15 protein-coding genes, 1 tRNA gene and 2 rRNA genes are annotated in these 19,816 nt (G+C 61.4%); 4 read left to right on the forward strand and 14 right to left on the reverse strand.

What is annotated here, in order from left to right:
• Positions 1–21: 21 nt before the first annotated feature.
• From FKV68_RS18465 to FKV68_RS18500, 8 genes are all read right to left on the reverse strand, one after another.
• A complete protein-coding gene (locus FKV68_RS18465; RefSeq protein ID WP_180939226.1) occupies positions 22–1,050 on the reverse strand; it encodes a trans-3-hydroxy-L-proline dehydratase in 1,029 nt (342 codons plus the stop codon).
• A gap of 19 nt (positions 1,051–1,069) precedes the next feature.
• Positions 1,070–2,761 (reverse strand): cis-3-hydroxy-L-proline dehydratase, encoded by a 1,692-nt coding sequence (gene lhpI / locus FKV68_RS18470; RefSeq protein ID WP_180939227.1) that lies wholly within the window; start codon positions 2,759–2,761, stop codon positions 1,070–1,072.
• A gap of 110 nt (positions 2,762–2,871) precedes the next feature.
• Positions 2,872–4,122: an NAD(P)/FAD-dependent oxidoreductase gene (locus tag FKV68_RS18475; protein ID WP_180939228.1), complete on the reverse strand. Its 1,251-nt coding sequence runs from the start codon at positions 4,120–4,122 to the stop codon at positions 2,872–2,874.
• Between the two features lie 7 nt (positions 4,123–4,129).
• Entirely contained in the window at positions 4,130–4,852 is a 723-nt protein-coding gene (locus FKV68_RS18480; protein WP_180939229.1) for an amino acid ABC transporter ATP-binding protein, read from the reverse strand.
• A complete protein-coding gene (locus FKV68_RS18485) occupies positions 4,845–5,495 on the reverse strand; it encodes an amino acid ABC transporter permease (RefSeq protein ID WP_180939230.1) in 651 nt (216 codons plus the stop codon). The genes FKV68_RS18480 and FKV68_RS18485 overlap by 8 nt, the downstream gene beginning before the upstream one ends.
• Before the next feature lie 12 nt (positions 5,496–5,507).
• Positions 5,508–6,173, reverse strand: a complete 666-nt coding sequence (locus tag FKV68_RS18490) for an amino acid ABC transporter permease (RefSeq protein ID WP_180939231.1) — start codon at positions 6,171–6,173, stop codon at positions 5,508–5,510.
• A 129-nt stretch (positions 6,174–6,302) separates the two neighbouring features.
• The gene (locus tag FKV68_RS18495; protein ID WP_180939232.1) at positions 6,303–7,109 is read right to left on the reverse strand and encodes an ABC transporter substrate-binding protein; all 807 of its coding nucleotides are present in this window, start codon (positions 7,107–7,109) and stop codon (positions 6,303–6,305) included.
• A 182-nt stretch (positions 7,110–7,291) separates the two neighbouring features.
• A complete protein-coding gene (locus FKV68_RS18500; protein WP_180939233.1) occupies positions 7,292–8,809 on the reverse strand; it encodes an aldehyde dehydrogenase (NADP(+)) in 1,518 nt (505 codons plus the stop codon).
• A gap of 138 nt (positions 8,810–8,947) precedes the next feature.
• Here FKV68_RS18500 and FKV68_RS18505 point away from each other — a divergent pair, with 138 nt between their 5' ends.
• Positions 8,948–9,985, forward strand: coding sequence for an Ldh family oxidoreductase (locus tag FKV68_RS18505; protein ID WP_180939234.1), 1,038 nt, complete (start codon positions 8,948–8,950; stop codon positions 9,983–9,985).
• 84 nt (positions 9,986–10,069) lie between these two features.
• Here the strand turns inward: FKV68_RS18505 and FKV68_RS33765 are convergent, their stop codons facing one another.
• Positions 10,070–10,423, reverse strand: a complete 354-nt coding sequence (locus tag FKV68_RS33765; RefSeq protein WP_180939235.1) for an IS3 family transposase — start codon at positions 10,421–10,423, stop codon at positions 10,070–10,072.
• A gap of 188 nt (positions 10,424–10,611) precedes the next feature.
• Between FKV68_RS33765 and FKV68_RS18515 the strand changes: the two genes are divergently transcribed.
• The gene (locus FKV68_RS18515; RefSeq protein ID WP_180939236.1) at positions 10,612–11,637 is read left to right on the forward strand and encodes a porin; all 1,026 of its coding nucleotides are present in this window, start codon (positions 10,612–10,614) and stop codon (positions 11,635–11,637) included.
• Between the two features lie 317 nt (positions 11,638–11,954).
• On the opposite strand, the gene FKV68_RS18520 is transcribed toward FKV68_RS18515, so the two are convergent.
• Entirely contained in the window at positions 11,955–12,917 is a 963-nt protein-coding gene (locus tag FKV68_RS18520; protein WP_180939237.1) for a dihydrodipicolinate synthase family protein, read from the reverse strand.
• Between the two features lie 118 nt (positions 12,918–13,035).
• Positions 13,036–13,740 (reverse strand): GntR family transcriptional regulator, encoded by a 705-nt coding sequence (locus FKV68_RS18525; RefSeq protein ID WP_180941566.1) that lies wholly within the window; start codon positions 13,738–13,740, stop codon positions 13,036–13,038.
• A gap of 681 nt (positions 13,741–14,421) precedes the next feature.
• On the opposite strand from FKV68_RS18525, the gene FKV68_RS18530 reads away from it, so the two are divergent.
• Both FKV68_RS18530 and FKV68_RS18535 read left to right on the forward strand, forming a co-directional pair.
• On the forward strand, positions 14,422–14,712 hold the full coding sequence (locus FKV68_RS18530) for a glycine zipper 2TM domain-containing protein (protein ID WP_180939238.1): 291 nt from the start codon (positions 14,422–14,424) through the stop codon (positions 14,710–14,712).
• A 189-nt stretch (positions 14,713–14,901) separates the two neighbouring features.
• Positions 14,902–15,558 (forward strand): HdeD family acid-resistance protein, encoded by a 657-nt coding sequence (locus tag FKV68_RS18535; protein WP_180939239.1) that lies wholly within the window; start codon positions 14,902–14,904, stop codon positions 15,556–15,558.
• A gap of 158 nt (positions 15,559–15,716) precedes the next feature.
• Here FKV68_RS18535 and FKV68_RS18540 read toward each other — a convergent pair.
• The 3 genes from FKV68_RS18540 to FKV68_RS18550 form a co-directional block, all read right to left on the reverse strand.
• Positions 15,717–15,793, reverse strand: a tRNA-Met gene (locus FKV68_RS18540).
• A 248-nt stretch (positions 15,794–16,041) separates the two neighbouring features.
• Positions 16,042–16,156, reverse strand: a 5S ribosomal RNA gene (rrf, locus tag FKV68_RS18545).
• 356 nt (positions 16,157–16,512) lie between these two features.
• A 23S ribosomal RNA gene (locus FKV68_RS18550) occupies positions 16,513–19,454 on the reverse strand.
• Positions 19,455–19,816: the final 362 nt, after the last annotated feature.

Consider the following 19,816-nt stretch of genomic DNA (forward strand, 5'->3'; position numbering starts at 1 on the left):
CCATGCCGTGATCGAACCGGCTCAGCGAGCGCCCCAGGTGTCGGTCAGGCGGTAACCCTCAGGCCAGGGATCGGAAGGGTCGAGCATGTGCTGATGAACGCCTGTGATCCAGCCGCGGCCCGATATTTCCGGCAGGATCGCCGGCCGACCGCCGACCTCGGTCGTGCCGACGATACGGCCTGCGAAGGTCGAGCCGATCAGCGATACCGCCGTCAGCCTGTCCTCCAGGCCCATCTCGCCGCGGGCGTGCAACACGGCCATGCGTGCGGAAAGCGCCGTGCCGGTGGGCGAGCGGTCGACCTTGCCCGGCTGGATGGCGACGGCCGCTCCGGCGCGCAGGCCCTCCGCCGTGCGCTCCACGGGACCCGCGAAGAGGCAGAAGGAAAAATGCCGCCAGTCGGGATTTTCGGGGTGGTGGAAGCCGAACTGCGCATTGGCGGCGTTGGTGATCCTGACGCCGAGGCGGGCGATGTCATGGGCCTCCTCCGGCTTGAGGCTGAAGCCCATTGCGGCAGCATCGACGATAACGAAGCTGTCGCCGCCATAGGCGGTGTCGACGGTCAGCGTTCCGAGTCCCTCGACCTCAAGCTTTGCGTCCAGCCGCTCGGCAAAGCTCGGCAGGTTCTGCACGAAGATGCGTTCGGCCTTGCCATTGCGGCATTCGGCGCGGACCCGCACGAGACCGCCCGGTGCTTCGAGCGTGATCTCCGTCACCGGCTCCTGCATCGGGAGGATGCCGCTGTCGAGGAGCACCGTGGAGACGCAGATCGAATTCGAACCCGACATGGGCGGCGTGTCTTCCGGTTCCATGATGATGAAGGCGGCATCGGCCTCCGGGTGCTTTGACGGAACGAGCAGGTTGACGTGGCGGAAGACACCACCGCGCGGTTCGTTGAGGACGAAGTTGCGCAATGTCTGGTCGCGGGCAATCCAGCGGCTCTGTTCCCAGATCGTCTCGCCCGGCGGAGGCGCGACGCCGCCGACGATCACATCGCCCACCTCGCCTTCGGCATGGGCGGAGATGACATGAATGGTTTTCGTGCTGCGCATCGCGAACTCCTTTCAGGTTTCAGGATAGCCAATCCGGCAACCGCGCCGGGACCCGCCCGGTCAGAGCCGCGGTGATGCAGTCGGCAAGACTGCCGAAGCGCACCGTACGGCCGGAGAGACCGGGACCGTAATGGGCGTATTTGCCCGAATTGGTAATCAGCGCGCGGGTCTTGGTCGGGAAGACCGGCTCGGAGATCGAGCACCAGCAGAGATCCGGCAGGACCTGCACGCCGCTCGTCTCGAGACGGGCGAGCGTACCCTCGCTCCGTGCCTCAGCAATCACCTGGTGCGCGGCCGTGACGATCACCACGACCTCCGGATGCCGCTTGCGCCCACCGAGCGCATCGGCCAGCGCGCGGCATTCGCCAAGCGAGGCATGCGGGCTGCCGATGGCGACGAGTTCCACCTCGTCCGGTCCGGCGTTCAGGCTTGACCAGGCGGCCGCCATGTCGGCTCGGGTGATCGTCGCGCAGCCGGCGTCTTCGGCCGCCGCGCCATCCGCCTCGGGCGTGACGCCCTCCACATGCAGCATCGGCGCGGCGGAGGTGGTGCCGAAAGCGGCGCAGAGCGCCTTGAGGTCGTCGCGTGTCGGCCGCGCCGGCGCGAGCCCGCGCAGGAGTGGTATGCGGTCCGGCGCGGCGCGACCGGCGAGATAACCGATCAGCGGCCAGAAAGCGTCGTCCACGTCTTCGGGCAGGTCGACGTCGATCACGCGTCGGGCCTTCCTGTGTTCGTCCAGATAGACGCCGGAGTGCGGAGCGCGTCCGGTCAGCGCGATGCAAAGGTCGAGAAAATCGGGATGCTTCGCCGTCCGTGCGCCAAGCACGCTGTTGGCGAAGATCACGGCATTGGATTCCGCCCAGGCGATGGATTCGCCGGCGCGCGGTGCACTGTCGAGCAGATAGGGCGAGCAGGTGAAGGTCGGACGGCAGCCCATGCGGACATAGGCGTCGGCCAGCCGCGCCGCCGGGTCGCCGAAGGCGGCCGGCACGCCCTGCGCCTGCCAATTGGAGCGGTCGACCGAAATGGCGTTCATGGTCGTCGGCACGCGGACCTGCGCCCCCATCTCCGCCATCTTCTCGGCGAAGGTCAGGTTCGCCGGGCTCGCATAAATGCAGCCGTCGATATGGCTCTGCACCACGTCCACGAGCTTTTCTGCCCCCTGCTGTGCCGCCATCGCGCAGATGATGCGCATGGCCTGCTGGAGCGCGACTCCCTGGTTGCCATCCAGCATGGCGCGATCGGCCTCGGAAAGGTCGAGCGCGGCCGTGGCCGGTGGTTCGACCGTGATCGTCAGGCCATCGGTCTCGATCGCCGTGTCGCTGATCCGTGCTGTCTTTGCTTGCGAAAGCGCTTCAAAGGCCTTGCGCGAGACCCGCAATACCGGCAGCGGTTTGCCGAACATTTCGGCCGCGATCAGCGCGCCGAGGGTCAGCACGTCCTCGGCTTCGCAGAATACCAGCGCGGCCGGGGCGCGACCCGTCAGCGCGAGGTCGAGCAGCACGCCCGAGCCGGTGCAGGAGCCGCGGCTTGATGGCATCAGCAGGATGCCGCCGGTCAGACAGCTGCCGTGCAGCGGATGATGCACATCGATGACCCGGCCAGTCGCCGGGTCGACCCCACCCCAGAAGCTCAGCGCCTCCTCGGAGGCGACGATGGGGCCACGGGCGGTGCCGCCCAGAATGCTGCGAGCGGAGATCGATTGGGCCATTTTACGACAAATCCATGGGCAAAGGGGTCCCAGAAACGAGCCGTACCGGATTGCCGCAGGTGTGGCCGTCGATGCAAGAGAAGGTGTAGGTGGCCATGGTCGCTGCCCTCTCAGAATCTTTGCGGCGAGAAGGGTTCCATGTCGATGGCCGGCCTCTGGCCGGTCAGGAGATCGGCGACGAGCCGGGCGGTCCCCGCGGATTGCGTCAGGCCGAGGTGACCGTGGCCGAAGGCGTAGATCACCTGCGGTGTGGCACGGGCGCGGCCGACCGCCGGCAGGCTGTCGGGCAGTGACGGACGGAAGCCCATCCATTGCACACCGCCTTCGCTTTTCAGCCCCGGCAGGAAGGTTTGCGCCTTCTTCAGCATGGCATCCGCTCGACGGAAGTTCGGCGGCAGCTTCAAGCCACCGAGCTCCACGGCGCCGCCGACCCTAACGCCGGTCGAAAGCCGCGTGACGACGAAGCCGTGGCCACCGAAAGTGACCTGGGTACGCAGGTCGAAGGCGTTCGAGGGCAGCGTCGTGTTGTAGCCGCGCTCGGTCTCGAGCGGAATGCGTTCGCCAAGCGTGCGGGCGATACGGTGCGAGAAGGCGCCGGCTGAAAGCACCACGTGGCGCGCGCGCCGCATCTTGCCGTCCGTCGCCGTCAGTTCGACACCGCCGTCGACCGGTTTCAGTGCCGCGATCTCGGCGCGTTCGATCGCGCCGCCCCGGGCGCTGAAATGGTCCGCAAGCGCCAGCGTATAGAGCTTCGGATCGGCGATCGAGTACCAGCCGGGCGTGAAGGTGCCGTGGGTGAAGCGCGGCGCAAGGCCGGGCTGGATCTCCCGCATGCCTACCGCGTCGAGGTGACGGAATTCGATGCCGTGCTCCGCCCGCGCCTTCCAGCCGGGTAGCGAAGCCTTCAGTTCGGCCTCGCTTTCATAGACCTGAAGATTGCCTTCCTTGCGCAGCATCGGCAAGGTTCCGGTCGCCTTGAGGAAGGGCTCCAGCTCCGCCTTTGAGAGATCCATCATCGCCGTTTGTGCCGCCGTCGAATGCGCCACCCGCTTCGGCGAGCAGGCGCGCCAGAAGCGGAACATCCACGGTGCGATCTGAGCGGCGTAGGCGGGTGGAATGGTCAGCGGGCCGAGCGGGTCGAGCAACCACTTCGGTGCCTTCTTGAGGATACCGGGCGAGGCGAGCGGCAGGATGTCGGTGAAGGCAAAAGCCCCGGCGTTGCCCGCCGAGGCTCCGGCCGCAGGCCCCTCCTGATCGACCACGGTGACCGATAGCCCCCGTGCCTGGGCAGCGATTGCGGCGGAAAGGCCGACAACGCCGGCGCCGATTACAATCACATCAGGCTGAGCTGCATCCTTCATGATCGCCTCAATGCGTCGCTGCCAGGAACTTCTGCAGTTCAGGATCCTTGGGCGCTCCGAAGAGCGTGTCCGGCGGCGCGATTTCTGCCATCACGCCCTTGTGGAAGAAGGCTACTCGGTCGGAAACCTCGCGGGCGAACTTCATCTCGTGCGTGACGCAGATCATCGTCATGCCCTCGGAGGCGAGCATGCGCAGCGTGTCCAGCACTTCCCCGACAAGCTGGGGATCGAGCGCCGAAGTCACTTCGTCGAACAGCATGTATTCCGGGGACATGGCGAGCGCGCGGGCGATTGCCATGCGCTGCTGCTGGCCGCCCGACATGCGGGTCGGGTAAACCGAGAGCTTCTCGCCGAGGCCGACGTGGGTGAGCTGCTTGACGGCAATCTCCTCGGCCTTTTCCTTGGAAAGACCGAGCACCTTGCGCGGCGCCAGCATGACGTTTTCGAGCACCGTGAGGTGCGGGAAGGCGTTCCACTGCTGAAAGACGATGCCGACCTTGCGGCGCAGCTTGTTGAGGTCGGTCGTCTTGGCGTGTACCTCGGTGCCGTCGACCATGATGCGGCCCGCATCGATTGGCTCGAGGCCGTTGATGCAGGTGAGCAGCGTCGACTTGCCGGAGCCGGAGCCACCGATGACCGTCACGACTTCACCCTTCTCGACGGTGAGGTCGATCCCTTTGAGAACCTCCAGCGAGCCGAAGGATTTGCGGACGTTTTGGATCTCAATCATTGGACCACCGTTTTTCAAGATAACCGCCGAGCCGGGCGATTGGGAAGCTGATGAGAAAGTAGATCGCACCGCAGATCATGAGGATGAGCAGCGGTTCCTGCAGGCGGGTGACGAGCACCTGCGAGGCGCGCAGCAGCTCGATCAAGCCGAGCCAGAGCACGAGCGCGGAGTCCTTCATGACACCGAGCGTCAGTCCGATCCAGGACGGCAGCGAAACGCGGGTGGCGAGCGGCGCCACGATGTAGCGCATGTCCTGCCACCAGGTCATGCCGAGCGAGCGGGCGGCGCGCCGTGTCGTCGGCGGCACGGAGGCGATGCCGCCGCGCACGATCTCGGTGCAATAGGCGGCCGTATAGAGCGACAGCACCACGCAGGACGTCGTGAACGGAGGCCAGCCGAGCTTGGCGATCGACTGGAACGCGTTGCCGAGGACCAGCTGGATCAGCAGCGGCACCGAGCGGAAGACGTCGAGCACGAAGGTGAGCGGCGCCGACCAGTAGGCGCCGATCTGGTTGCGCACGACGCCGAAGATGACACCGAGAACAGTCCCGGCCGCGACCGAGACGGCGGTGACCGCAAGCGTCATCAGCGCACCCTGTGCGAGAAAGCCGAGGTCACTTATGGTGAGGGCGGTATTGAACATCTCTCACCTCTCTCAGTAGCGGAACATGCGCGAGGCGAGCGCACGCGCCGCGAGCGTCACGGCCTTGGCGATGACATAGTAGATCACGGCGGCAAGCGCGAAGAATTCGAAGGTGCGGAACGACCGCGCGTTCAGCTCCTGGGTGACACCGGCGAGATCGGAATTCATGCCGACGGTGACCCCGAGCGAGGTCATCAGGATCGCCCAGACCATCTGGTTGGTGGCGGGCAGGAATGCAACGCGCAGCATCTGCGGCAGGACGATATAGCGGAAGGCCTGTACCGGGCCCATTCCGAGCGACCGACCGGCGCGCGTCTGGGTGTCCGGAATGGCTTTAAGCGCACCGCGGAAATTCTCGGCAAGGTAGCCGGCATTGTTGAAGGCGATCCCGACGAGCAGCGCCGTATAGGGGCTCAGATGGATGCCGAAATTGCCGAGGCCGAAATGGGCCATGTAGATCTGGAACAGCGCCGGGGTGTTGCGGGCAATCTCGACCCAGGTGGCGGCAATGCCACCGAGGACGCGGTTCCCGGACAGGCGGCAGGCCGTCAGCGCGAGCGCAAGTGCGAGGCCGATGACCATCGACATAAGCGCCACCTGCAAGGTGATCAGCGCCCCGTCGAGCATCTGCGGCAGGGCCTTCAGCGCCTGGTTCCAATGGAAGGTATAACTGAACATTTTTCGTCTCGCCTTTTCGGAAACGAATAGCGGCGCGAGGCTACAGCGCCGCGCGTCTCATGAGACGCGCAAAGGACGCTGCAGCACTTTGAATGCAGTACGCCTCGCGCCGCCAGAGAAGCGGCTAGATCAGCGATAGACGCCGTTCACCGTCAGTTCCGGCACTTCGCCGCCAACCCACTTGTCGTAGAGTTCGTTGTAGCGGCCGGTGCGAACCTGCTGATTGATGAACAGGTTGAGGTAGTTGATGAAGCCGTATTCTTCGCGGTTGGTGAAGAGCGCCACATAATCGGTGTCGAACGGCGCCTTGCCGACTACGGAGATGCCGGGGAACTTGCCGGTCTTCACATTGGCCTGGGCGACAGTCGAGGTCGACACGGTCGCGTCAATCTGCCCCTGGCTCAGCGCAAGGAAGACGTCGGCCTGCGTCTGGTACGGGCGGAACTCACCGGTGCCCCAAGCCTTGACCTGGTTTTCCAGCGCGATCGCTTCGAACGTGCCTGCCGTGGCACCGACGACCTTGCCCTTCATGTCTTCGAAGGACTTGATGCCCGATTTTTCGTTGGCAGTGACGGCCATTTCGAAGGCGAAGTACGGCATCGTCATGCCAACGGTCTTGGCGCGTTCCAGCGTGTCCGAGGTCGAGGCAACACCGACGTCAACACGGCCGGACATGAGAGCGGGAATGCGCTCCGGGAACGGGGTTTCCACGATCTCTGCCGTTACGCCAAGCGCCTTGGCAAGGTCGTTGCAATAGTCGACATCGAAGCCGATCGGATTGTTGTTCTCGTCGCGAGAACCCATCGGCGGGAAGTCGAGCACGACTGCACAGCGGAGCGTGCCCGAACCAATGATGTCATCAAGTTTGTCGGCATGGGCCGGGCTGGTCAGAGCTGTGGCCGCAACGAGGCCGAACGCGAGCACCGAGGTCTTCATTATCTCTCTCCCTGGAATGGTGTGCCGTCTTACGGCGCGCGCACTATTCCGCATTGGAAAGCACAAATCAATTGAAAAAATACAAGAAAAATACAAAAAGTATATAGCGGGGTATCTAGACGCAATTAAAGGGAGCTTTCCCTTGTGGAAAAGCCCCTTTTATTACCCGCACGCCGTTTCGATCAGCCGAGGAAATCCTCCGGCAGCAGGCCTTCCGGCATGTTCTGGTAGGCCACCGGACGCAGGAAACGTCGAATCGACAACGTGCCGACGCTGGTTGCCCCGAAATTGGTCGAGGCCGGATAGGGTCCTCCATGCACCATCGAATCGACCACTTCAACGCCGGTCGGGAAGCCGTTGACCAGCACCCGCCCTGCCTTGCGCTCGAGTACCGGGCGCAGGCGCCGGGCCGCATCCAGGTCGGCGGAATCCATATGGATGGTCGCGGTCAGTTGTCCCTCGAACCCGCGCGCGAGTTGCTCCATCTCGTCAAGCGAGCCCACCCGAACGACGAGACCGAGCGGTCCGAAGACCTCCTCGCCGAGCGCATGATCCGAGAGGAACTGCGCGCCGGTCGTCTCGAAGAGATTGGGCGAGGCGGTGCGATCGGACGACTGGGTGACGAGCAGCGGCTTGACGGCATTGCGGCTGGCAAAGCGCGCCTGCCCGTCATGATAGGCTTTCGCGATGCCGTCGGTCAGCATCGTCTGCGGCGCGACCTTGGCGAGCGCCTCGACCGCGGCGGTCGTGAAGCGGTTTGCGGCGGCACCATCGACGACCACCGCGATGCCTGGATTGGTGCAGAACTGGCCGGCGCCCATGGTCAGCGAACCGGCCCAGCCCTGGCCAAGCGTCTCTGCCCGGGCGTTCAGCGCCTCCGGCAGCAGGAACATCGGGTTGACCGAACCGAGTTCGCCGAAGAACGGGATCGGTTCGGGCCGTGCGGCGCAGAGATCGAAGAGCGCACGGCCACCAGCCAGCGAACCGGTGAAGCCGACGGCCTTGATCATTGGATGCTGCACCAGGGCATGGCCGACTTCGCGGCTGCCGCCCTGGATCAGCGAGAACACGCCGGGGTGGACGCCTGTCTTGCGGATGGCTGCTTCGACGGCTTGGGCGACGATTTCACCGGTGCCCGGATGCGCCGAATGACCTTTCACGACCACGGGGCAGCCTGCGGCGAGCGCCGCGGCGGTGTCGCCGCCGGCCGTCGAAAAGGCGAGCGGGAAGTTCGACGCGCCGAAGACGGCGACCGGACCGATCGGTCGCTGGATGAGCCGGATCTCCGGACGCGGCGCCGGCTGGCGGTCGGGCATCGCGGCGTCGAAGCGGCGGTCCAGGTGCTCGCCCTTCTCGATGTGGTCGGCGAAGAGCCTGAGTTGCCCGGTCGTGCGGCCGCGCTCACCCTGCAGACGCGCCTCGGGCAGGCCGGTCTCCTGGCTGCCGATCTCGGTGATGGCATCTGCACGGGCTTCGATCTCGTCGGCCATGGCGCGCAGCAAGGCCGCACGCTCCGCCCGCGAGGAATAGCCAAAGCTCCAGAACGCTTCCTCGGCCGCCTCGCAGGCCCGGTTCACCAGTTCGACGGTGCCGACGGCAAAGTGATGTACGGGGCCGTGGGCCGGGGCGGAGGCGAAGGTGCCCGCCCCATCGAGCCATTCGCCGGCGACGAGGTGTTTTCCTTTCGGGGTAAAGGCCATCTGACTTTCCTTTCTCAAAAAAATCCGGCGCTTCAGCAAAGATCAATCCGCGAACGAATTGCACTTGTCGAAACTTTGTATACTGTTTGTATGCATGATATCAACCGCCCGCCGGCCGTAGCGACAAGAGGCAAGATGATGAGCGAGACCACAATCCTTTCGATCAGTGCGCTGCACGAGCGCGTCGAGGCAATCTTCCGCAAGGCGGGGCTCAATAGCGTTCAGGCCGGGGCGCTTGCTCGCGTCATCGTCGCCGGCGAGCGCGACGCCTGCAAATCGCACGGTATCTATCGCATCGAAGGGGCTCTGCGGACGGTGAAGGCGGGCAAGGTGAAGCCGGACGCTGTACCGGAACTCGAACTGCAGGAAGGCTCGGCTATTGTCAAGGTGAACGCGCAGGGCGGATTTGCCAATCCGGCCTTCGAACTCGGCCTGCCAGCCCTGGCCGAGCGTGCCCGGGCGCTGGGCCTCGCCGCACTCGTCATCAATGATTGCACGCATTTCTCGGCGCTTTGGCCTGAAGTCGAAGGACTGACGGGAGAGGGGCTTGCCGGCCTCGTCATGTGCCCGAGCTATGCGACCGTGGCACCGGCCGGCGGCAATAAGCCGCTGCTCGGCACCAATCCGTTCGCCTTCGGCTGGCCGCGCGAAGGCAAGCCGCCTTACGTCTTCGACTTCGCGACCTCGGTTGCAGCGCGCGGCGAGATCGAACTGCATCGGCGGGCGGGCAAGCCCTTGCCGGAGGGTTGGGCGATCGATGCGGAAGGCAAGCCGACGACCGATCCCGAAGCCGCGCTGGCCGGGGCCATGTTGCCGTTCGGTGGCCACAAGGGCTCGGCGATTGGAACGATGATCGAGCTTCTCGCGGGCATCATGATCGGCGACCTGACAAGCCCCGAGGTGCTTGACTACCTCGGCACGACCACCTTGGCGCCGTTTCACGGCGAACTCATCGTCGCCTTCTCGCCCGAGGCCTTCGCAGCCGGACGGCCGGGCAATCCCTTTGCCCGCGCGGAGGTTCTGTTCGAGGCGATCGTCGGCCAGGGAGCTCGCCTTCCTTCGCAGCGGCGCTTCGTGGCACGTGCCAGATCCGAGTCAGAAGGCGTCGTCCTCACACAGGCCGAGATCGACCAGCTCGACCGGCTCCTCGCCCTTGGCCTGGACGCCGTCGCGTAACATAGGCGTCTCCGCGGCACGGCGTCCAATCGCCAAACGAATATGGCCCTCTGGACTGCCCTAAAAGTTTGGGCGGTCGCTGGGCTACGATATGAGGGACTGGGTTCTGTATTGCACAGGACTCAGTCCTTTCAGTTTCAGCCAGGCGCGCTGATGATTGTATTGGTGGATGCAGTCGTTGATGCCGTCCTGGAGGGTCTGGATGCTGTCGATCCGGTGGGAATGAAGAACTTGGATTTGAGCAAGTAAAGAAGGCGGCGTCGAGACAGTCGTCCTTGCGTCACGTGCTCTGAGCGATGGTACGCGTGTGAAGCAGGCGCACAGGCAGCCGCAGGATGACAGTGGGGATTCCCACTGAACAGTGTCTCGCAGACAGGCCAGCCCAGTTCGTTGAATCGCGGCGCCAGAGGCTGGCGCGCGCCAGTATATAAGTATCAAATAATATAATTAAATCATGATGTTATCCCATCTAAACGTCAATTCGCGAAAATAGCACCCGATGGTAAGCCCGAAACTGCTGCCCATCATACCAGATGGCCTGTTTCGTCGCAGCGCGAGCGAGGTAGCCGTTTCGGGACCATCCCTGGGCGGCCCTTGACCACCCTCAACAGAAAGAAATCGAACGCATGAGAATGAGTAGTTTGCTTCTCGGGTCCGCCGCTGCCCTCTCAGTCGCATGGGGCGCTCAGGCAGCTGATGCTGTCGTCGCTGCTGAGCCTGAACCCATGGAATATGTCCGTGTGTGCGATGCTTTTGGCACCGGCTACTTCTACATCCCTGGCACCGAAACATGCCTTAGGGTCAGCGGCTACCTGAGATTCCAGACGTCGTTTGGTCCCAATGAAGTGAATGGCCGCCAAGGCTGGGGTTCCCAGGGAACCTCGGACTGGGATTCGTTCTCGCGTGCACAAATCGTGGTCACCTCCAAGAGCGATACCGAATTTGGAACGCTCACGGGGCTTTTCGCCGGCGAATTCAGTGCTGACAACGACACTGATGCCGGCGATAGCGTGATCAACGTTGACCAAGCTTATATCCAGCTCGGCGGGCTGAAGGCGGGCTTCTACTATAGCTGGTGGGACAAGGGTCTGAACGGCGAGACCGACAAGATCAGCAACTTCACCGAATTCAATTCGATCGCCTATCTCTATACCGGCGGTCCGCTCCAGTTCGGCGTGGCGGTGGATGAGCTTGAAGGCCGGTCTACGAAAGACAACGGGGTGGGGATCGAAGGCATCGTGTCGGCCACTGTTGGCGGCGTCTCGATCGATCTGCTTGGCAGTTATGACACTGAAGTCGAAGAAGGGGCGGTGCGTGCGCTGATCTCCGCGGAAATCGGTCCGGGCGTTCTTCAGGCCGCTGGCATCTGGACATCCGACCCGAACGTATACTTTGCGGCTTCCGAATGGTCGGTTGCCGCTTCCTACCGCTACGATGTTTCAGAGAAACTCGCGATCACCCCCGGCATTCAGTATTGGGGCGACTACGGCTTTGCCAGCGATGCCGACCAGTGGCGCGGCGGTATAACCGTGGACTATGAAGTCGCCGCAGGTCTCGATTCACGTGTATCCGTTCAATACACAAATCGCGACTCAGGGCTCGGTTCGGACGATTTCCTCAGCGGTTTTGTCCGTTTGCAACGCGATTTCTGATGTAACTGATAGCGCACCCTCAATCGCCATCTGAACCGAGTGCGGGTTGGACGGTTGCTGGCCACGATATGAGGGACCGGGTCCTGTCTGCACAGGGCTCGGTCCTTTCAGTTTCAGCTTGCCGGACTGATCGCGCAGCCCGCTTCCCGCGTTCGCGGTATTCGGACACGCCCGAAAGCGTATGTCCACTCTCGGGGTCAGCGAGCTTCTGAACGGCACGATGCTCTAAATCGCAATCGAACAATCGTGCAGAGGCTCAAAGTGCTACTGCGGCCTATGCGCGTCCCACTTACTGCTGTAGTGGGCCGATGTGGCGATCAGGCTTTGTACTTCTGCACGGCGCCCGGAAGCTTGCTCCACTCCGCATACCAGGTGTTGAAGAGCTTGAACTGGGCTTCGACATAGCCACGCTGGCTTTCGGACAGCGTGTCGGTCTCGTTGAAGTGCAGCGTGTATTCCTTGTCGCCGTTCAGCACCATCATGTGCTTGAAGTAGAGAACCAGGTCCGGGCCTTCGTCGAAGGAGGAAAGCACGGCGAGCGCCTGCTCCAGTTCCAGCGCCCGCTGGCGTGCATCGACGTCGCCTTCGGCGGCCGCCTGCGACAGGTTGCACATATGCAGGACTTCCTTCGGCAGCACGCAGCCGATGCCGGTGATGGCGCCGGTTGCGCCACAATTGACGAAGCCGTGGAACACGGCGGTGTCGACACCGATCATCAGCGAGACGCCATCGTCACGGCTGGTGATGTTCTCCGCCGCATAGCGCATATCGGCCGCACCGCCGAATTCCTTGAAACCGACGAGGTTCGGATGCTCGGCCCGCAGTGCGAAGAACAGGTCGGCGCGGGTGGCGAAGCCATAATAGGGACTGTTGTAGATAACCGCCGGCAGATCCGGAGCAGCCGAGAGAATGGCCTTGAAGTGATTCTTCTGCGCGGCGACAACCGTGCCACGCGAAAGCACGCGCGGGATGACCATCAGGCCCTTCGCACCAACCTTCTGGGCGTGGGCCGCATGGGCGACGGCCGAAGCGGTGTTGACGGCGCCGGTGCCGACAATGACCGGAATGCCGGCATTGACCAGCCGCTCGACTCCTTCCATCCGTTGTGCGTCCGTCAGGAGCGGCCAGTCACCCATCGAGCCGCAATAGACGACGGCGGACATGCCTTGGGCGATCAGCTCCTTGCCCTTGCGCACGAGAGCATCGAAATCGGGGGTACGGTCGTCCTTGCACGGGGTCATCAGCGCCGGGATGACGCCGGAGAAAATCTTCGCCTTCATTTGAAACTCCTCTTGGCTTGTCGCTGGGCCACGGGGGCGCATAGCTGCCGCTTCCGTACCTTTGAAGCGGACAATAGCGCCTTGTATTTTATTTGTCGACAAGAAACATACAAGGGCGCTACAGGGCAATGTCGAGCTTGTTGGTTCGGGTGAACAGTTTCTGCACCTGCTCGACGATCTGCTCGGAATGCGCCTTGCCGAGACGATCCGCCGCCTCCACGTCGCGCGCTTCGATCGCCGCGATGATTTCCGCGTGCTCGTCGACGAAGCGCTGTGGGAACTGTTCCTCATAGGACTGGTAGTAGAGGCGGAGAATCCGCCGCCCCTCATCGAGCAGCCGGCGGAACAGGCCGGTGAAATAGGGGTTGCGACCGGCTTCCGCGATTGCCGCGTGAAAAGCTGCATTGGTGGCGATCATGGCCAGCGCGTCGCGCGACTGGACGGCCGCCGCATAATCTTCGTGGAAGCCGCGAATGACCGGCAGATCTTCTGGACGGTGATTCTGCGCGGCAAGCCGGGTCGTCACCCGGTACATCAGCACCAACGCCTCGAAGAAAGTGTGCAGGTTGAGGAAATCGATGTTCGACACCATCGTCGATCGATTCGGCAACGTGTCGATCAGCCCCTCTCCTGCCAGCCGTACCAGTGCCTCACGAATCGGCGTGCGTGACAGCTTAAAACGCTCAGCCAGTTGCACCTCGTCGATCGGGCTGCCGGGCGGCAGGACCAGATCAAGGATTTCGTCACGAAGAAGGTCGTAGACCATCTTCACGCCGGAGCCCCGCTTGCGTTCCGGGAGGGAATTGTTGTCGGTGTCGGTCATTAGCAAATCCTCTTGTCGACAAAAGGAATACTTTCCCCTGACAACAGGAGCAACAATTTCCGCGCGGGCCGCGGCGCAGCTTAACAGGAAGTCGAAATTCGGCTCGCTGCCCTGCTTCGACACTGCCACCCGTGGCCACACCGAGATCGGGGAAGCGGTAATTCTCAACGACGAGAGTCAGCGGCGTTGTCGGCGGGATCACAACCCATCCATGCGAACCAAAGCGTCTTCGCGGTTGCACCTGGTTCAAATTCTCGTCTTTAGCCACCAAGCGGCTACGCACGATGTTGTGGCGGCATATCAGCAGGTAATCGATTTCCGCTAGGAATCTTGACGATTGCACGTTAACATTGCGTCCGGCTAGCCCGACCACGTCATGGAACGTGGTGCCGGAAGCGATAACCGCTTCAAGTCGAAATACTGTAAAGCACAAGATCCACGAATTACTCGGGCAGCACAAGCGATACCAGATCTGGTCGGCGTCCGCACCGGCGCGGACGGGTTCCCGACATCGGTCGCCCCGGGAATGGTGCGATGGCTACCGAAGCTGGTCGGAAGCTGTGCCTGCTCGCTCTGACCGGGTGGTTGTGGGCTCTATGATGGCAACAGGGCCGTTTGACGCAACACCTGGTGCATTGTCGGATCTTGCAGAGATTGGCCACTCTCACAAAGGAGCATGCCATGACCCGAAGGACAATACTCCCTCTCACCCTTGCGACTGTCGCCGCCATTGTCGTTGGCTGCGCCACCGAACAGAACCAACGCGGCCTGGGCGGAGCTCTGGTGGGCGCCGGAACAGGCGCGGTGGCGGGCCAGCTGATCGGGCGGAACACAACGAGCACGGTCGCCGGTGCGGCTGGCGGAGCTCTGGTGGGAGCCGCGATCGGGACTGCAACAACCCCGTCTTACAATCGTGGCAACTGCCGATACAGACAACCGGACGGCACGATCATCATCGCGCGGTGCCGGTAAGATCGTCCCGCCTCGCGCTCATGTCGAGCGAGGCGAGCGGATCCGTTTAAGTGCAGGCGCGGCGCGTCCACGTTGAGCCTTGCGAATTGTGCGACAGGTTGCCGCCAACGCTGAAGGAGATATTGGCGGCTGCCCCTCCCCTGGTCGGAGCGTCATATTGGGACAAGCATCCGGAGCCACGAGGAAGCCATGGCATCTTACGACACCATGCCGAGCAATACAGGTGGGCCGAGCAATGCAGGTGGCGACCCGAGCCGCCCCCCGGCTTCGGTTCGCGTGGTGCTGGGCGGCGTCATGTTTCTGGCGGGATTGGTCGTCCTGGCCGATGTGGCGTTTGCGTCGATCGTTACTCCAGGCTTCATCGGAACCGTCGCGATCGTGGTCGGCGCATTCGAAATCGTCTACGCCTTCTGGGCAAGAAGATGGGGTGGCCTTTCATGGCAGACGCTGCTGGGATTTCTTTATATCGCCCTCGGCTTGATGCTCACCGACGTCGCCGGATCGAGCGTGATGCAGTTCCTGGCATCCTTCGTGACCCGGTCTGCGCGCACACATGAGCTGTTTCAAACCTACACGATCGGCCTGCTGTTCATCTTCTCGGGCATCGCCAGAATCCTGCTCAGCATAAGCCACTGGCGTGAGGCGGGATGGACCATGATGCTCTCGGGCGCCTTCGGTGCCGGCGCTGGCTTGGTCATCCTGGCTGATTTCCCCAAGATGGCCCTTTGGGTTTTGGCGCTCTTGCTCGGGATCGATTTCCTCGCGCATGGCCTGGCGTGGCTGAGATTCGCATTTTTTCCTCAGCCGAAGAGGGGTGGAGACAAGGCGGTATCACCGCCCGCATGACCACCTGACTGCAGCGACGGTCGCTCAATCCACATGATCCGTTTGTTTGAGCTGGGTTGGGGAGACTCGTCTGGGCCGTTCGAGGGCACGGCGAACTCGACACGGAGCTTAAGCAAAAAAAGCCCCGGTGTCTTTCGACGTCGGGGGCTTTTATGATCTGGTTGCGGGGGCAGGATTTGAACCTGCGGCCTTCAGGTTATGAGCCTGACGAGCTACCGGGCTGCTCCACCCCGCGTTATCTGTTTTGCCGGGTCGGTCGCCCGGGGTTTTCTCTTTGCCGGTCCTCGGCTTGCGCCTGCGGTCGGACGGGGGCTGCTCCACCCCGCGTTATTTTCAAAGCATAAGGGCCGCGTTGTGCGGCCCGTTTGTTTCGGCTTGGGCCGAGTGTGTGATGAGAAGATGATCTTTTAAGTTCGCCGCTGCCTTGTCCTTCTCGGCTTCGAGCCTCGAAGGGGAGCGGCGTGTTTTGCTTGCGTTTTGCAGACCTGGCAGCGACCTACTCTCCCGCGTCTTAAGACGAAGTACCATCGGCGCTGGGGCGTTTCACGGCCGTGTTCGGAATGGGAACGGGTGCAGCCACCCCGCCAGAACCACCAGGTCGGCAAAGCGCAAGCTTGAGCCTTGCGATGCGGGCTCAATCTTGCTCTTTGCTGGCGCGGCTAAGCTTATCCTTCTCGCTGGTCGCTCGAAGGGCAGCCGCGCTGGCCATACGGCTCCCTCTGGTTAGGGAGGCTGTGTGGCCTGGAGCAAGTTTCACATGCATGGCATGGCAAACTTTAATCGAGAAGCTGGTGAAGCGATTGCTTCGTTTTGAACACGTCTTTGCGTCTTATCCGGACAATTCCAGCAGCCGGCAGAGCCGAGCCGCCGGGCGTCCGGCGCGCCGTCCGCAGCGCCTTTGGCGCGTGAGGACAGAAGAATGATGCTCATCTTCGATGAGCATAAGCAATGGGAACGATCAAGCCGATCGAACGATTAGTACCGGTAAGCTTCATGCGTTGCCGCACTTCCACACCCGGCCTATCAACGTGGTCGTCTTCCACGGTTCTCAAGGGAATACTCGTTTTCAGGTGGGTTTCCCGCTTAGATGCCTTCAGCGGTTATCCCTTCCATATATAGCTACCCTGCTATGCCCTTGGCAGGACAACAGGTCCACCAGAGATATGTCCATCCCGGTCCTCTCGTACTAGGGACAGATCCTGTCAATATTCCTACACCCACGGCAGATAGGGACCGAACTGTCTCACGACGTTCTGAACCCAGCTCACGTACCGCTTTAATTGGCGAACAGCCAAACCCTTGGGACCTGCTCCAGCCCCAGGATGCGATGAGCCGACATCGAGGTGCCAAACAACCCCGTCGATATGGACTCTTGGGGGTCATCAGCCTGTTATCCCCGGCGTACCTTTTATCCGTTGAGCGATGGCCCTTCCACGCGGGACCACCGGATCACTATGACCGACTTTCGTCTCTGCTCGACTTGTCAGTCTCGCAGTCAGGCGGGCTTATGCCATTGCACTCGACGAGCGATTTCCGACCGCTCTGAGCCCACCATCGCGCGCCTCCGTTACTCTTTCGGAGGCGACCGCCCCAGTCAAACTACCCACCATACACTGTCCCGGATCCGGATGACGGACCGCGGTTAGACATCCATGACGATAAGGGTGGTATTTCAAGGATGGCTCCACAGGAACTGGCGTCCCTGCTTCAAAGCCTACCACCTATCCTACACATGCCGACACGAATGCCAGTGTAAAGCTATAGTAAAGGTGCACGGGGTCTTTCCGTCTGACCGCAGGAACCCCGCATCTTCACGGGGAATTCAATTTCACTGAGTCTGCGTTGGAGACAGCGGGGAAGTCGTTACGCCATTCGTGCAGGTCGGAACTTACCCGACAAGGAATTTCGCTACCTTAGGACCGTTATAGTTACGGCCGCCGTTTACTGGGGCTTCGATTCAGAGCTTGCACCCCTCCTCTTAACCTTCCAGCACCGGGCAGGCGTCAGACCCTATACGTCGTCTTGCGACTTCGCAGAGCCCTGTGTTTTTGATAAACAGTCGCTACCCCCTGGTCTGTGCCACCCCATCATGGTTGCCCACAATGAGGTCACGCTTCTTCCGAAGTTACGCGTGCAATTTGCCGAGTTCCTTCAACGCAGTTCTCTCAAGCGCCTTGGTATACTCTACCTGACCACCTGTGTCGGTTTCGGGTACGGTCTATACGGTGGAGCTATTTCCCGGGACCGCGTCCAGGCCTGGACAATCCAATAAGTCCAGACAAGTTAAGCGATCCGTCACTACCACCAGGCCCACGAATATTAACGTGGTTCCCATCGACTACGCGTGTCCGCCTCGTCTTAGGGGCCGGCTAACCCTGCTCAGATTAACTTTAAGCAGGAACCCTTGGTCTTTCGGCGAGAGGGTCTCTCACCCTCTTTATCGTTACTCATGTCAACATTCGCACTTCCGATACCTCCAGGACCCCTCACGGGTATCCCTTCACAGGCTTACGGAACGCTCCGCTACCACGTATCTTGCGATACATCCTCAGCTTCGGTGCATGGCTTTAGCCCCGTTACATTTTCGGCGCAAAGACCCTTATTTAGACCAGTGAGCTGTTACGCTTTCTTTAAATGATGGCTGCTTCTAAGCCAACATCCTGGTTGTTTTGGGATCCTCACATCCTTTCCCACTTAGCCATGACTTGGGGACCTTAGCTGGAGGTCAGGGTTGTTGCCCTTTTCACGACGGACGTTAGCACCCGCCGTGTGTCTGCCGACTAGTACTCCCCGGTATTCGGAGTTTGGTTAGGATCAGTAAGACGGTGAGTCCCCATAGCCCATCCAGTGCTCTACCCCCGGGGGTATTCGGTCGACGCTCTACCTAAATAGATTTCGCGGAGAACCAGCTATTTCCGAGTTTGATTGGCCTTTCACCCCTAGCCACAAGTCATCCCAATCTATTGCAACAGATGCGGGTTCGGTCCTCCAGTTGGTGTTACCCAACCTTCAACCTGCTCATGGCTAGATCACTCGGTTTCGGGTCTAATGCGACGAACTGAACGCCCTGTTCAGACTCGCTTTCGCTGCGCCTTCACCTATCGGCTTAAGCTTGCTCGTCACACTAAGTCGTTGACCCATTATACAAAAGGTACGCCGTCACCCTTGCGGGCTCCGACTGTTTGTAGGCATCCGGTTTCAGGTTCTATTTCACTCCCCTTGTCGGGGTGCTTTTCACCTTTCCCTCACGGTACTTGTTCGCTATCGGTCATGCACGAGTACTTAGGCTTGGAGAGTGGTCTCCCCATGTTCAGACAGGATTTCTCGTGTCCCGCCTTACTCAAGGACAATGAGTGTTCTACGTGTAAGGGGCTATCACCCTCTACGGCCGACCTTTCCAAGTCGTTCCACTTCATTCCTCATTGCCACTGGCCTGGTCCGCGTTCGCTCGCCACTACTTGCGGAGTCTCGGTTGATGTCCTTTCCTGCAGGTACTTAGATGTTTCAGTTCCCTGCGTTCGCTTCTTATCCCTATGTATTCAAGATAAGATACCTTTTAACAATACTTGGAAACCATTTTGGTTCTTTAACGCCGGACGACCGGCGACGCGCTTTGCGCTTGCGAAGCTTCACTTCGAACTCCGTCCCCCGCGAGGGAAACGCGCTCGGTGCGAAGCACCGCAAGGCCAAAGGCCGTCGGCGATCGTTCGCCGTACCGTCGGACCAAAGGTCCGACAACCAAAATGATTTTCCAAGTATTTAAGGTGGGTTGCCCCATTCGGAGATCCATGGATCAAAGCTCATTCGCAGCTCCCCACGGCTTATCGCAGCGTATCACGTCCTTCATCGCCTGTGCATGCCAAGGCATCCACCAAATGCCCTTTTGACACTTGATCGTTCTCATTGCCAATGCTCATCCTTAGTTGGATTTGACAAACCTTCCCTCTCGCTCATCGCTCGAAGGGGTGCCAAATCTGGCCATCCGGACACCTTTCAGTGTGCCGCATCGCCAGCCAACAGCTCGGTTACCTTTTACAACCGAGCCAATCAGATGCCATCGACGTGTTCGACACGGTCCTCATTGAAGTCACGCCGAGCGACTTCGAGGCCGTGTCATAAGACCAGCTTCTCGAGATCTGTCCGGTGATGCGCGGTCAGGCAACATCAATCCAGCAAAACCGTCAGACGAGGGACGAACCCTCGAACAACGATCATGCCTCATGGACAAGCCGATCCAGTGGATCAGCATCCAGACATA

Origin of the sequence: Sinorhizobium mexicanum, assembly GCF_013488225.1 — a bacterium.
In the GTDB taxonomy this organism is placed as follows: domain Bacteria; phylum Pseudomonadota; class Alphaproteobacteria; order Rhizobiales; family Rhizobiaceae; genus Sinorhizobium; species Sinorhizobium mexicanum.

Excerpts from the sequence above, each read along its gene's own strand:
- FKV68_RS18480 (WP_180939229.1), bottom strand. The coding sequence starts at position 4,852 with ATGATTGAGATCCAAAACGTCCGCAAATCCTTCGGCTCGCTGGAGGTT.
- FKV68_RS18515 (WP_180939236.1), top strand. The coding sequence starts at position 10,612 with ATGAGAATGAGTAGTTTGCTTCTCGGGTCCGCCGCTGCCCTCTCAGTC.
- FKV68_RS18490 (WP_180939231.1), bottom strand. The coding sequence starts at position 6,173 with ATGTTCAGTTATACCTTCCATTGGAACCAGGCGCTGAAGGCCCTGCCG.
- FKV68_RS18485 (WP_180939230.1), bottom strand. The coding sequence starts at position 5,495 with ATGTTCAATACCGCCCTCACCATAAGTGACCTCGGCTTTCTCGCACAG.
- lhpI (WP_180939227.1), bottom strand. The coding sequence starts at position 2,761 with ATGGCCCAATCGATCTCCGCTCGCAGCATTCTGGGCGGCACCGCCCGT.
- FKV68_RS18500 (WP_180939233.1), bottom strand. The coding sequence starts at position 8,809 with ATGGCCTTTACCCCGAAAGGAAAACACCTCGTCGCCGGCGAATGGCTC.
- FKV68_RS18475 (WP_180939228.1), bottom strand. The coding sequence starts at position 4,122 with ATGAAGGATGCAGCTCAGCCTGATGTGATTGTAATCGGCGCCGGCGTT.
- FKV68_RS18520 (WP_180939237.1), bottom strand. The coding sequence starts at position 12,917 with ATGAAGGCGAAGATTTTCTCCGGCGTCATCCCGGCGCTGATGACCCCG.
- FKV68_RS18495 (WP_180939232.1), bottom strand. The coding sequence starts at position 7,109 with ATGAAGACCTCGGTGCTCGCGTTCGGCCTCGTTGCGGCCACAGCTCTG.
- FKV68_RS18465 (WP_180939226.1), bottom strand. The coding sequence starts at position 1,050 with ATGCGCAGCACGAAAACCATTCATGTCATCTCCGCCCATGCCGAAGGC.
- FKV68_RS18535 (WP_180939239.1), top strand. The coding sequence starts at position 14,902 with ATGGCATCTTACGACACCATGCCGAGCAATACAGGTGGGCCGAGCAAT.
- FKV68_RS18525 (WP_180941566.1), bottom strand. The coding sequence starts at position 13,740 with ATGACCGACACCGACAACAATTCCCTCCCGGAACGCAAGCGGGGCTCC.
- FKV68_RS18505 (WP_180939234.1), top strand. The coding sequence starts at position 8,948 with ATGAGCGAGACCACAATCCTTTCGATCAGTGCGCTGCACGAGCGCGTC.
- FKV68_RS18530 (WP_180939238.1), top strand. The coding sequence starts at position 14,422 with ATGACCCGAAGGACAATACTCCCTCTCACCCTTGCGACTGTCGCCGCC.